10 protein-coding genes and 1 pseudogene are annotated in these 13492 nt (G+C 62.9%); all 11 read left to right on the top strand.

From position 1 onward, the window contains the following. The first annotated feature begins 68 nt into the window (after window positions 1–68). The gene (ffh, locus tag NUH87_RS11970; protein WP_338526097.1) at window positions 69–1445 is read left to right on the top strand and encodes a signal recognition particle protein; all 1377 of its coding nucleotides are present in this window, start codon (window positions 69–71) and stop codon (window positions 1443–1445) included. Window positions 1446–1697: 252 nt separating this feature from the next. After that, entirely contained in the window at window positions 1698–1949 is a 252-nt protein-coding gene (gene rpsP / locus NUH87_RS11965; protein WP_040064515.1) for a 30S ribosomal protein S16, read from the top strand. A 5-nt stretch (window positions 1950–1954) separates the two neighbouring features. Next, on the top strand, window positions 1955–2491 hold the full coding sequence (gene rimM, locus NUH87_RS11960; RefSeq protein ID WP_040064516.1) for a ribosome maturation factor RimM: 537 nt from the start codon (window positions 1955–1957) through the stop codon (window positions 2489–2491). A gap of 3 nt (window positions 2492–2494) precedes the next feature. Further along, entirely contained in the window at window positions 2495–3247 is a 753-nt protein-coding gene (gene trmD / locus NUH87_RS11955) for a tRNA (guanosine(37)-N1)-methyltransferase TrmD (protein WP_040064517.1), read from the top strand. A 45-nt stretch (window positions 3248–3292) separates the two neighbouring features. Further along, a complete protein-coding gene (rplS, locus tag NUH87_RS11950) occupies window positions 3293–3643 on the top strand; it encodes a 50S ribosomal protein L19 (protein ID WP_017904968.1) in 351 nt (116 codons plus the stop codon). Between the two features lie 122 nt (window positions 3644–3765). Beyond that, window positions 3766–4662, top strand: a complete 897-nt coding sequence (xerD, locus tag NUH87_RS11945) for a site-specific tyrosine recombinase XerD (protein WP_338526096.1) — start codon at window positions 3766–3768, stop codon at window positions 4660–4662. A 132-nt stretch (window positions 4663–4794) separates the two neighbouring features. After that, entirely contained in the window at window positions 4795–5526 is a 732-nt protein-coding gene (locus NUH87_RS11940; protein ID WP_338526094.1) for a thioredoxin fold domain-containing protein, read from the top strand. 138 nt (window positions 5527–5664) lie between these two features. Next, window positions 5665–6969 (top strand): homoserine dehydrogenase, encoded by a 1305-nt coding sequence (locus NUH87_RS11935; RefSeq protein ID WP_338526093.1) that lies wholly within the window; start codon window positions 5665–5667, stop codon window positions 6967–6969. 30 nt (window positions 6970–6999) lie between these two features. Then, a complete protein-coding gene (thrC, locus tag NUH87_RS11930; RefSeq protein WP_338526092.1) occupies window positions 7000–8409 on the top strand; it encodes a threonine synthase in 1410 nt (469 codons plus the stop codon). 202 nt (window positions 8410–8611) lie between these two features. Beyond that, window positions 8612–12135, top strand: a pseudogene (locus NUH87_RS11925) (ATP-binding protein). 88 nt (window positions 12136–12223) lie between these two features. Then, window positions 12224–13489, top strand: a complete 1266-nt coding sequence (locus NUH87_RS11920; RefSeq protein WP_338526090.1) for an EAL domain-containing response regulator — start codon at window positions 12224–12226, stop codon at window positions 13487–13489. Window positions 13490–13492: the final 3 nt, after the last annotated feature.

The following is a 13492-nucleotide window of genomic DNA, read 5'->3' as shown; positions in this document are numbered from 1 at the left end:
CCAGGCGCTTTTTTTCCTTGTCCGGCAGCCATCACTTCGGTCTCCATGAGGGCCTCAAAGGATCGCGCATGTTTGAAAACCTGACCGACCGTCTCTCGCAGACGCTGCGCCATGTCACCGGCAAGGCCAAGCTGACCGAGGACAACATCAAAGACACCCTGCGTGAAGTGCGCATGGCGTTGCTCGAAGCCGACGTCGCCCTGCCGGTGGTGAAGGACTTCGTCAACGCGGTCAAGGAGCGCGCGGTCGGCACCGAAGTGTCGCGCAGCCTGACCCCGGGCCAGGCGTTCGTGAAGATCGTCCAGGCCGAGCTCGAAAGCCTGATGGGCGCCGCCAACGAAGACTTGAACCTCGCTGCCGTGCCGCCTGCGGTGGTGCTGATGGCCGGTCTGCAGGGCGCGGGTAAAACCACCACCGCCGGCAAGCTGGCGCGCTTCCTCAAGGAGCGCAAGAAGAAGAGTGTGATGGTGGTCTCGGCCGACGTTTACCGTCCGGCGGCCATCAAGCAGCTGGAAACCCTGGCGGGCGACATCGGCGTGACTTTCTTCCCGTCCGATCTCAGCCAGAAGCCGGTGGCCATCGCCGAAGCGGCTATTAAAGAAGCCAAGCTCAAGTTCATCGACGTGGTCATCGTCGACACCGCCGGTCGTCTGCACATCGACGACGAGATGATGGACGAGATCAAGCAGCTGCACGCGGCGGTCAGACCCGTGGAAACGCTGTTCGTGGTCGACGCCATGACCGGCCAGGACGCCGCCAACACCGCCAAGGCCTTTGGCGATGCGCTGCCGCTGACCGGCGTGATCCTGACCAAGGTCGACGGCGACGCCCGTGGCGGTGCTGCGCTGTCGGTGCGGTCCATCACCGGCAAGCCGATCAAGTTCATCGGTATGGGCGAGAAGAGCGAAGCGCTCGAGCCCTTCCATCCGGAGCGGATCGCCTCGCGCATCCTCGGCATGGGCGACGTGCTCAGCCTGATCGAGAAGGCCGAACAGACCCTCGACAAGGAAAAGGCCGACAAGCTGGCCAAGAAGCTGAAGAAAGGCAAGGGCTTCGACCTCGAAGACTTCCGCGACCAGCTGCAACAAATGAAGAATATGGGCGGCCTCGGCGGCCTGATGGACAAGCTGCCGAACATCGGCGGGGTCAACCTGGCGCAGATGGGCAATGCCCAGGGCGCGGCCGAGAAGCAGTTCAAGCAGATGGAAGCCATCATCAACTCCATGACCCCGGCCGAGCGCCGCGACCCCGAGTTGATCAGCGGTTCGCGCAAGCGCCGGATCGCCATGGGCTCCGGCACCCAGGTGCAGGACATCGGTCGCTTGATCAAGCAGCACAAGCAGATGCAGAAGATGATGAAGAAATTCTCTGCCAAAGGCGGCATGGCCAAGATGATGCGCGGCATGGGCGGTATGTTGCCCGGCGGCGGCATGCCGAAAATGTAAGGAATTCGCGTCGGCCTGATGGCCGGCGCTGCCCCCGCAGGGATGTGGGGGATCGCCAGTAAACCCGCACTCAGCGGGAGCTGACCTGCCGTCTTGACGACGGCTCCATGGCAAATCCTGATTGCACGGCGCCGGGCGCCGGAAAAAGTCATTTGCAAAAGTCCGTATATTCCTTAGAATATGCGGCCTTTCGGGCACCCATGCCCGCTGTGCATTTAGATTTGCAGCACCGACTACAGGAACGATGTTCACATGCTAACAATCCGTCTTGCCCTTGGCGGCTCCAAAAAGCGCCCGTTTTACCACCTGACCGTAACCGACAGCCGCAACGCTCGTGACGGTTCGCACAAAGAACAAGTGGGTTTCTTCAACCCGGTTGCTCGTGGTCAGGAAGTTCGTCTGTCCGTGAACCAAGAGCGCGTAGCCTACTGGCTGAGCGTGGGTGCACAACCTTCTGAGCGTGTTGCTCAGTTGCTGAAGGAAAACGCTAAGGCTGCGGCCTGAGCCATATGAACGCGACGCCGGCTTCTACCGATGATCTGATCGTTATCGGCAAGATCTATTCTGTTCATGGCGTTCGCGGCGAAGTGAAGGTTTACTCCTTTACGGATCCGATCAAAAACCTGTTGGACTACAAAACCTGGACGCTCAAGCGCGAAGGCAGCGTGAAACAGGTAGAGCTGGTCAGCGGACGCGGGAACGAAAAGTTCCTGGTCGCAAAGCTCAAGGGTCTCGATGATCGTGAAGAAGCGCGTCTTCTGGCCGGTTATGAGATCTGCGTGCCGCGCAACCTGTTCCCTGAACTGACCGACGGCGAGTACTACTGGTACCAGCTGGAAGGTCTCAAGGTCATCGACACCCTCGGACAACTGTTCGGGAAAATCGATCACCTGCTCGAGACCGGCTCGAACGATGTCATGGTGGTCAAGCCTTGTCCGGGCAGCCTGGATGATCGCGAACGCCTGTTGCCCTATACGGAGCAATGCGTGTTGGCCGTCGACCTTGCCGCTGGCGAGATGAAGGTGGATTGGGACGCGGACTTCTAAGCGATGGCTAGCCTGCGCGTAGAAGTGATCAGTTTGTTTCCCGAGATGTTTTCCGCCATCAGCGACTACGGCATCACCAGTCGTGCGGTGAAACAGGGGCTCTTGCAGTTGACCTGTTGGAACCCGCGGGACTACACGACGGATCGACATCACACTGTGGATGATCGCCCATTTGGCGGTGGTCCGGGCATGGTGATGAAGATCAAGCCCCTTGAGGACGCCCTGGTTCAGGCCAAGGCAGCAGCAGGGGAGGCGGCGAAGGTGATTTACCTGTCGCCCCAAGGCCGGCAACTGAATCAGTTGGCGGTACGCGACCTGGCGAACGAGGAAGCCTTGATCCTCATTGCAGGTCGTTATGAAGGCATTGACGAGCGCTTTATAGACGCTCATGTCGATGAAGAGTGGTCGATTGGGGACTATGTTCTCTCCGGTGGCGAGCTGCCGGCGATGGTCCTGATAGATGCGGTTACACGGCTGCTGCCCGGAGCTTTAGGGCATGCGGACTCCGCGGAGGAAGATTCCTTCACGGATGGCCTGCTGGATTGCCCGCACTACACCCGTCCGGAGGTGTATGCGGATCAGCGTGTTCCCGACGTGTTGCTCAGTGGCAACCACGCACACATCCGGCGTTGGCGTCTGAAGCAGTCCCTTGGCAGGACCTCGGAACGACGCGCCGATCTTCTGGAAAGCCGCTCGCTTTCTGGAGAAGAGAAGAAGCTGCTCGAGGAATACATCCGCGAGCGGGACGATAGTTAACAACGTATCGATGGTAGATCAGACGATTTACCTTAGGAGCACAGCATGACCAACAAAATCATTCTGCAACTCGAAGCCGAGCAGATGACCAAAGAGATCCCTGCCTTTGCCCCGGGCGACACCATTGTCGTTCAGGTGAAAGTGAAGGAAGGCGACCGTTCGCGTCTGCAAGCGTTCGAAGGCGTGGTAATTGCCAAGCGTAACCGCGGTGTGAACAGCGCGTTCACCGTACGTAAGATCTCCAACGGTGTTGGCGTAGAGCGTACTTTCCAGACCTACAGCCCGCAAATCGACAGCATGGCTGTCAAGCGTCGCGGTGACGTACGTAAAGCCAAGCTGTACTACCTGCGCGACCTGTCGGGTAAAGCAGCTCGCATCAAGGAAAAACTGGCTTAAGTCCAGCTTCCGATGCAGAAAAAAGCAGCCTACGGGCTGCTTTTTTGCATTCCGGGTTTTGAAAAAACCGTGGCGCGCTGTCACAGTGGGTCCGCTTATCGCCTGTCGCTTTTCGAGCCCTTATGCCCGCCATCGATCACCCGCTTATCGACCAGTTTCTCGACGCCCTGTGGTTGGAAAAAGGTTTGTCCGACAACACCCGGGACGCTTATCGCAGCGACCTGGCGCTGTTCAACGGCTGGTTGCAGGAAAAAGGCCTGGAATTGGCCGCCGCCGGTCGCGAGCTGATCCTCGATCACCTGGCCTGGCGCCTGGAGCAGGCCTACAAGCCGCGCTCCACCGCGCGCTTTCTCTCCGGCGTGCGGGGTTTCTATCGCTACCTGCTGCGGGAAAAGCTGATTGCCGTCGACCCGACCTTGCAGGTCGAGATGCCGCAGCTGGGCAGGCCGCTACCTAAATCCTTGTCCGAGGCGGATGTGGAAGCGCTGTTGGCCGCCCCGGACCTGAGCGAAGCCATCGGCCAGCGCGACCGCGCCATGCTCGAGGTGCTCTACGCCTGCGGGCTGCGGGTCACCGAGCTGATCAGCCTGACCCTGGAGCAGGTCAATCTGCGCCAGGGCGTGTTGCGGGTCATGGGCAAGGGCAGCAAGGAGCGCCTGGTGCCCATGGGGGAAGAGGCGATCGTCTGGGTCGAGCGTTATCTGCGCGATGCCCGCGTCGAACTGCTCGGCGGGCGTCCCAGCGATGTGCTGTTTCCCAGCCAGCGCGGCGAGCAGATGACCCGCCAGACCTTCTGGCACCGGATCAAGCACCAGGCCACGGTCGCGGGGATCGGCAAATCGCTGTCGCCGCACACCTTGCGCCATGCCTTCGCCACGCACCTGCTCAACCACGGCGCCGACCTGCGGGTGGTGCAGATGTTGCTGGGGCACAGCGACCTGTCCACCACGCAGATCTACACCCATGTAGCCCGGGCGCGGTTGCAGGATCTGCACGCCAAACATCACCCGCGCGGCTGAGCCATACGGGGTTCGGCCCCGCCGGGCTTATGTGTTAGGCTCTAGGGGTTCGCAAAGCGGGCGCTTGAAACCGATCCGTTTCCCCGTGGTCGTATCAGCCTCGGCCCCCTTTGCCCGTCTTCAGGAGTTCCCATGCGCTTGACCCAGATTTTCGCCGCCGCTGCCCTCGCTCTGGTCAGCACCCTGGCCCTGGCCGATGACACCGCCGAGCAGGCGATTCGCAAGAGCCTCGACAGCCTCCAACTGGAAACCCCGGTGGAGAGCATCACTGCCAGTCCCCTGGCCGGCCTGTATGAAGTCAAGCTCAAGGGCAGTCGCGTGCTCTATGCCAGCGCCGACGGCCAGTTCGTCATGCAGGGCTACCTGTTCCAGCTCAAGGACGGCAAGCCAGTCAACCTCACCGAGAAAACCGAACGCCTGGGCGTCGCCAAGCTGATCAACGGTATTCCGGTGGCCGAGACCGTGGTCTACCCGGCCATCGGCGAGACCAAGTCGCACATCACCGTGTTCACCGACACCACCTGTCCGTACTGCCACAAGCTGCATGCCGAAGTGCCGGCACTGAACAAGATGGGCATCGAAGTGCGCTACGTCGCGTTCCCGCGCCAGGGCCTCGGCTCGCCGGGTGACGAGCAGTTGCAGGCGGTCTGGTGCTCGACCGACAAGAAAGCGGCCATGGACAAGATGGTCGACGGCCAGGAAATCAAGGCTGCCAAGTGCGCCAACCCGGTGTCCAAGCAGTTCGCCCTGGGTCAATCGATCGGTGTCAACGGCACGCCGGCGATTATTTTGGCCGATGGTCAGGTAATTCCGGGCTACCAGCCGGCGGCACAAGTTGCCAAACTGGCACTGTCCGCCAAGTAATCCAGCCTCGTCACGCTCAACCTGTGACGAGCATGGCCCAGGGGACGGGTTCCCGGGTCATCAATAGCGAGCCGCTGGCGGTCCAGCGGCTGTTTTCCACGGCCGACCTCGTGTCGGCCGTTTCATGGGGAGTTCAGAGTGAAACCGGTCAAAGTAGGCATCTGTGGGTTAGGTACCGTCGGTGGCGGCACCTTCAACGTACTTCAGCGTAACGCCGAGGAGATTGCCCGCCGTGCCGGGCGTGGAATCGAAGTGGCTCAAATTGCCATGCGTACGCCAAAGCCTCAGTTCCAGACCACCGGTATTGCTATTACCCACGATGTCTTCGAAGTGGCGAGCAACCCTGAAATCGATATCGTCATCGAGCTGATGGGCGGCTACACCGTGGCCCGTGAGCTGGTGCTCAGCGCCATCGAGCACGGCAAGCACGTGGTCACCGCCAACAAGGCGCTGATCGCCGTGCACGGCAACGAAATCTTCGCCAAGGCCCGCGAGAAGGGCGTGATCGTGGCGTTCGAAGCCGCCGTGGCCGGCGGTATCCCGGTGATCAAGGCGATTCGCGAAGGTCTCTCGGCCAACCGCATCAACTGGGTCGCGGGCATCATCAACGGCACCGGCAACTTCATCCTCACCGAAATGCGCGAGAAGGGCCGTACCTTCGAAGACGTGCTGGCCGAGGCCCAGGCCCTGGGCTACGCCGAAGCCGACCCGACCTTCGACGTCGAAGGCATCGATGCCGCGCACAAGCTGACGATCCTGGCCTCCATCGCCTTCGGCATCCCACTGCAATTCGACAAGGCCTACACCGAAGGCATCACCAAGCTGACCACCGCCGACGTCAACTACGCCGAGGCCCTGGGCTATCGCATCAAGCACCTGGGCGTGGCACGCAGCACCGCCGCCGGTATCGAACTGCGGGTGCACCCGACGCTGATCCCGGCCGATCGCCTGATCGCCAACGTCAACGGCGTGATGAACGCGGTCATGGTCAACGGCGATGCCTCCGGCTCCACGCTGTTCTACGGTGCCGGTGCCGGCATGGAGCCGACCGCCTCGTCGGTGGTCGCCGACCTGGTGGACGTGGTTCGCGCCATGACCAGCGATCCGGAAAACCGCGTACCGCACCTGGCCTTCCAGCCGGACTCGCTGTCGGCCCACCCGATCCTGCCGATCGAGGCCTGCGAAAGTGCCTACTACCTGCGGATCCAGGCCAAGGACCATCCGGGCGTGCTGGCCCAGGTGGCGAGCATCCTGTCGGAACGTGGCATCAACATCGAATCGATCATGCAGAAGGAAGTCGAGGAACACGACGGCCTGGTGCCGATGATCCTGCTGACCCACCGCGTGCGCGAGCAACATATCAACGAGGCCATCGCGGCGCTGGAAGCCCTGCAAGGGGTGGTCGGTCCTGTCGTGCGGATCCGCGTCGAGCACTTGAACTAAGCCGGCGCTGCCGATCTGGAGGAATTCTTCATGCGTTACATCAGTACCCGCGGCCAGGCACCGGCCCTGAACTTCGAAGACGTGCTGCTGGCCGGCCTGGCCAGCGACGGCGGCCTGTACGTGCCGGAAAACCTGCCGCGCTTCACCCAGGAAGAAATCGCTTCCTGGGCCGGCCTGCCGTATCACGAGCTGGCGTTCCGGGTCATGCGCCCGTTCGTCACCGGCAGCATTCCGGACGCCGACTTCAAAAAGATCCTTGAGGAAACCTACGGCGCCTTCGCCCATAACGCCGTGGCGCCGTTGCGCCAGCTGAACGGCAACGAATGGGTGCTGGAGCTGTTCCACGGCCCGACCCTGGCGTTCAAGGACTTCGCCCTGCAACTGCTCGGTCGCCTGCTCGACTACGTGCTGGCAAAACGTGGCGAGCGCGTGGTGATCATCGGCGCCACCTCCGGTGACACCGGTTCGGCCGCCATCGAAGGTTGCAAGCACTGCGAGAACGTCGACATCTTCATCCTCCACCCGCACAACCGGGTGTCCGAGGTGCAGCGTCGGCAGATGACCACCCTGTTCGGCGACAACATCCACAACATCGCCATCGAAGGCAACTTCGACGACTGCCAGGAAATGGTCAAGAACAGCTTCGCCGACCAGAGCTTCCTCAAGGGCACGCGCCTGGTGGCGGTGAACTCGATCAACTGGGCGCGGATCATGGCCCAGATCGTCTACTACTTCCACGCGGCCCTGCAGTTGGGCGGTCCGGCCCGTTCGGTGGCCTTCTCGGTGCCGACCGGCAACTTCGGCGACATCTTCGCCGGCTACCTGGCACGCAACATGGGCCTGCCGATCAGCCAACTGATCGTCGCCACCAACCGCAACGACATCCTGCACCGCTTCATGAGCGGCAACCAGTACGTCAAGGAAACCCTGCACGCGACCTTGTCGCCGTCCATGGACATCATGGTGTCGTCGAACTTCGAACGCCTGCTGTTCGACCTGCACGGGCGCAACGGCGCGGCCATCGCCGGCCTGATGGACACCTTCAAGCAAGGTGGCGGTTTCAGTGTCGACCAGGACCGCTGGAGCGAAGCGCGCAAGCTGTTCGACTCCCTGGCCGTGGACGATGCGCAGACCTGCGAGACCATCGCCGAAGTCTTCGCCCAGAGCGGTGAAGTCCTCGATCCGCATACCGCCATCGGTGTGCGGGCGGCCCGCGAGTGCCGGCGCAGCCTGGACACCCCGATGGTGGTGCTGGGGACCGCGCATCCGGTCAAGTTCCCTGAGGCAGTGGAGAAGGCGGGCGTAGGAAAATCCCTTGAACTACCTGCACATCTTTCAGATTTGTTTGAGCGAGATGAGCGCTGCACTGTATTGGCCAACGACTTGAAAGCCGTGCAAGCCTTTGTCAGCCAGCATGGCAACCGCGGCAAGCCGCTCTGACAGACTAGAAAGGTCACACATTAAAGCCCGCCCCTTGGCGGGCTTTATCGTTTTCGCATGTCAAACTTGCCCTGTTTTTTGCCATTTCTTGAAATGGACCGAAGAGGGCAGGTAGTTCGTCATGGTGTTTTGGGGTCGTTCCATACAATCCGTTCTGGCCAGGCTGTTATGGTGGGTGCTGCTGTGCATGCCCGCCAGCTCGATGGCGGCCCAGGGCCTGCCGTTCAGCCTGCCGCCCTCGTTCGTCGAGGTCGAACGCCTGCCCCTGAGCCCGGAGGAGGAGCAATGGCTGGGGCCGGAGCGGACCTTGCGGGTGGGGATTTCGGTCGCCGACTATGAACCCGTGGATATCACCAATGACCGCAACCGCTACCAGGGCATCAGCGCCGACTACGTGGGGCTGATCCGCGATCGCCTGGGGGTGCAGGTCCAGGTGCTCGGGTTCGGCGAGCGCGACCAGGCCGTCGAGGCCCTGCGCAGCGGGCAGATCGATATTCTCACCAGTGCCAACGGCTATGAGCGCGGCGTGCCCGGGCTGAGCTTCTCCAGCGACTACATGCCGGACCGCTCGGTGATCGTCGGCCGCGCCGGCGGCCAGGGTTTTCACGATCTCAAGGGCAAGAAGGTGGTGCTGCTCGATGGCTACGCCGATGCCCAGGTGGTGCACGCCACCTACCCGCAGAGCGAGATCATCCTTGCCCCGACCCTCTACAGTGCCCTGGAAGCGCTGTCCCAGGGCGAGGTCGAGGCCTTTATCGGCAACGAGGTGATTGTCCGCGCCTACAAGAGCCTGCGGCCCTACATGGGCGTGCACATCAAGGACAAGAGCGACTTGCCGCCGATCGGTTTCGCCTTTGCCACGCGCCAGTCCGATCACGTGCTCAGTGCCCTGGTGGAGCGTGTGCTGGACAACACCGACAACGCCACGCGGCGGGAGATCCTGGCCCGCTGGACCACCGGCTTCGGCTCGGACATCGCCCAGCAGCGCATCAGCCTCACCGCCGCCGAGCTGGCGTGGATCGAGCGCAATCCGCGGGTCACCGTGGTGGCCCAGCCGTACCCGCCGCATATCTACAAGGATGGTCACAACCGCTGGGTCGGTCTCAACCCGGACCTGCTGTCACGCATCTCCCGCATGACCGGCCTGCAGTTCGATTTCCGCGAGACCGGCTCCACCGCCGAGAGCGTCGACCTGCTCCACGACGGCAAGGCGCTCATGAGCACGACACTGGCTGAGAGCATCGAGCGCAAGACCTTCCTGAATTTCACCTATGCCTTTGGCGGCAGCGCCTGGGTGTTCGTGGTGCGGGTGCACGATTCGCCCCTCGGCTCGCTCTCGCAACTGTCCGGGCGGGTGCTGGTGCTGCCGGAGAAACACGCCTTGGAGCCGATGATCCGCAGGGATTATCCGGACATCGACCTGCGCACGGTCAAGACCCCGAGGAGGCCAGGGCGATGGTCGAGCGCGGCGAGGCGACCGCGACGATCCAGAGCGATACCCGCGCCTACCTGTATCCGCCCGGGCGCTTGAAGGTCGGGCGCAGCGTCGAAGGGCTCTGGTCGGCCGACAGTTTCTCGGTGGTCAAGACCGAGCCTGAGCTGCTCAGTATCCTGAACAAGGCCCTGGAGGCATTCCCGGTGGCCGAACTGCGCGCGTTGCGGATCAAATGGCACGGCGCGATCGGCCTGGCGCCGATGCGCCCGGTCTGGGAGCGCGTACCGCGCTGGGTCTACGGCTTGACGGCGGTGATGATCCTGCTGGGCGGTGTTTCCCTGGCCTGGAACCGTCGCCTGAACATCCAGATTCGCCAACGCCGCCGGGCCGAACAGGAACTCAGCGATCAACTGGCTTTCCAGCGCGCCCTGCTGGACGGTATCCCCAATCCGATCTTCGTCCGTGACCTGGACGGCCGCTTGATGACCTGCAACCGCAGTTACGAGGAGTGCTTTGCCACCACCCTGGAACAAGTCCAGGGCCGACGGATCACCGAAGTGGACATTCTGCCCCAGGCCACCGCGGAGCAACTGCATGCCGAGTTCATCCGGTTGTTCGAGACCCAGCAGCCGCTGTTCCAGGACCGGCAACTCGACTTCGCCAGCGGCAGGATCGACATCTACCAGTGGATGGTGCCGTTCTATTCGGCGGAGGCGCAGTTGCAGGGGCTGTTGGGGGGCTGGATCGACATTACCGAACGCAAGCAGCTCGAAGCTCAACTGATGGAGGCGCGCCAGCAGGCGGAGCAGGCCAACCAGGCCAAGAGTGCGTTCCTGGCCACCATGAGCCATGAAATTCGCACCCCCATGGTGGCCATTATCGGCCTGCTCGAACTCGAGCGCGAGCAGGCCCGTGCCAAGGGTCAGGGCTTCTCCCGGGCGCTGCAGGTGGCGTATCAGTCGGCGCAGGAGCTGACGGGCTTGATCGGCGATAGCCTGGACCTGGCCAAGATCGAGGCCGGCGGCATGCACCTGGCCTTGCGCGCCGGCTCCCTGGTCGCGGTGCTGGAAAGCGTGCGGCAACTGTTCGAGGCCGTCGCGCGGGAAAAGGGCGTCGAACTGAGCCTGGAGGTTGACCCGGGGCTTGCGGGCTACCACTGGTTCGATCCGCTGCGTTTGCGCCAGGTGTTGAACAACCTGATCGGCAATGCGCTGAAATTCACCGCCGAGGGCTATGTGCGCATCCGTGTGCGCGGTGTGTCGTCCACGGCGGACCTGGAAACCTTGTGCATCCTGATCGAAGACAGCGGCAGGGGGATCGGGCTGGAGCAGCAGAAGACGCTCTTCGCGCCCTTTGTCCAGGCCCGGGGTCAAGCCGATGAAGAATATGGCGGAACCGGCCTGGGCTTGAGCATCTGCAAGCAACTGGTGGAGTTGATGGGCGGCACCATCGTCTTGCTCAGCCAACCGGGGGCCGGGACGCGGGTGCGTATCGAACTGACGCTCAGGCACGTGGAACCGGCTCCGGCCGTGCCTCCCGCGGTGGAGGCGGCGAGGCCTCGGCTGGCCTCCCTCAAGGTGCTGATTGTCGACGACCTGTCCGCCAACTGCCTGGTGCTCGACCAGCAGTTGCGCTTTCTCGGCCAGCAGGTCGTTGCCTGCCAGAGTGGCGAGGCGGCGCTGCAAGCCTTGCAGCAGGAACCGTTCGACCTGGTGATCAGCGATTGCAACATGCCCGGCATGAGCGGCTATGCCCTGGCCGAGGCGATACGTCGGTTCGAAGCCCGGGAGCAGCGTCCGCCGTGCCCGGTGGTCGGTTGCACGGCCAATGCCATGAGTGACGAACGCCAGCGTTGCCTGCAGGCGGGGATGACCGAACTGCTGGTCAAGCCGGTTTCCCTGGACGATCTGACACAGCTGCTGGTGAGCATCGTGCCCGAACGTTCCTTTGATATTCAGGCCCTGAACGCCATGACCTGTGCCAATGCCGAGGTCATGCGGCGCATGCTGCTGGAGCTGCGCAAGAACCTCGAACAGGAGCGCGGGGCGTTGGAGGTCGCGGTCGGCTCGGGCAACTGGGACGGCTTGGCGGTGGCGGTCCATCGGCTCAAGGGGATCGCCTGCCTGATCGATGCCGTCGCCCTGGCGCGGGCCTGCGCCGACCTGGACGCCTGTGTGCGGCTCAAGTCCGACGAGCGGATGGCTGCATACTGGCAGGCCCTCAAGCAGGCCATCGAGCGTGTGCTGGACGATATCGAGCCGCACCTGCAGGCGCAGGTTCCGGCACTTTAGGACTTGTCCTATGGGATGTCGGGGGTGGGGTTGATTAAAGTCGAGGGTCATTGCGGACCACGGCCGCCTCATTTTGCGGAGACCCTCGATGCGCGCACTCAAAGTCCTGATTCTTGAAGACAACGCCTTTCAGCTGATGGCCCTGCACCAGATGCTCAATGCCACCGGGGTCTTTGATGTGCTGACGGCGGAAAATGTCGAGGGTGCCCGGCAATCCCTGGCCAACCGTGGGCCGATCGACGTGGCCATCTGCGATCTGCACCTGGAGGAGGGCGATGGCCTTGAACTGATTCGTTCCCTGGCCGAAGGGCGGGAGGCGCAGGCCCTGATCATCCTCAGCAGTGCCGAGCCGGAGGTGCTCGAGGGCGCGGCTTATATGGCCCGCCAGCAGGGGCTGCACGTCCTGGGCTGTCTGCGCAAGCCGGCGTCGGCCGCGGCCCTGGCCGACTTGCTGGCGACCTACCAGCAGCGTTTCGCCCGTCAACGACCTGGCCTGCCTTTGGCACAGGTCTGTGAGCTGCTTTCGCTGCACGAACTCCAGGCCTGTGCCGGTGCTTCGGCCATCGAGAAATACGCTGTCGCGCACTTCCAGCCCAGGTTGACGCAGGACGGTCGAGTCGCCGGGGTCGAGGCGCTGGCGCGCTGGCAGCACCCGGTACAGGGTGTGTTGCTGCCCGCCAGTTTCATGCCGGTGCTCGAATACGCCGGGCTGGCGCAGGCGTTGACCTGGCGGGTGTTGGAGCAGGCCGTGAGCCTGTCGGCCGAGGTGCGTTTTGCCACCGATGAAGCCTTGCCGGTCACGGTGGGCATTCCGGGGAGCCTGCTGGAACAGGTGGACTTCGCCGGTCGACTGAAAACCTTGCTGGAGCGCTTCGGTTTGCCGGCCGAGTGCTTGACCCTCGATGTACTGGAAAGCGCCGAACTCAACAACGGCATTGCCCTGGCCGAAGGCTTGCTGAGATTGCGCATGCTCGGTTGCCAGCTGTCCATCGGCGATTTCGGCCTGGGCGCAACCAGCCTCCAGCGTCTGCTCGAGCTACCGTTCACCGAACTGAAGATCGCCTCACCCTTCGTGGTCGGGATGGCGGCGGATTCGCGCAAGGCGGCCATCGTCTCCGGCGCCTTGCGCATGGCGCAGGGCATGAACGTGCAGGTGGTGCTCGGCGGGGTTGAAAGTGAAAGCGACTATCAGGCGGTCATTGCCCTGGGGGACTCGCTGATTCAGGGAGACTTCGTGGCACCGCCCATGGATCGCACCGAGCTGTTGCCCTGGCTTGACGTGGCCGGGTTCGGCCCGGCTCGACCTTTGCGCGGGCCCTTGGGGTACGGGCCCACGCATGCCATGGGGCAGTAATCG

It is taken from the genome of Pseudomonas batumici (assembly GCF_036585405.1).
GTDB lineage: Bacteria > Pseudomonadota > Gammaproteobacteria > Pseudomonadales > Pseudomonadaceae > Aquipseudomonas > Aquipseudomonas batumici.
This window is presented reverse-complemented; position numbering and strand designations above follow the sequence as displayed.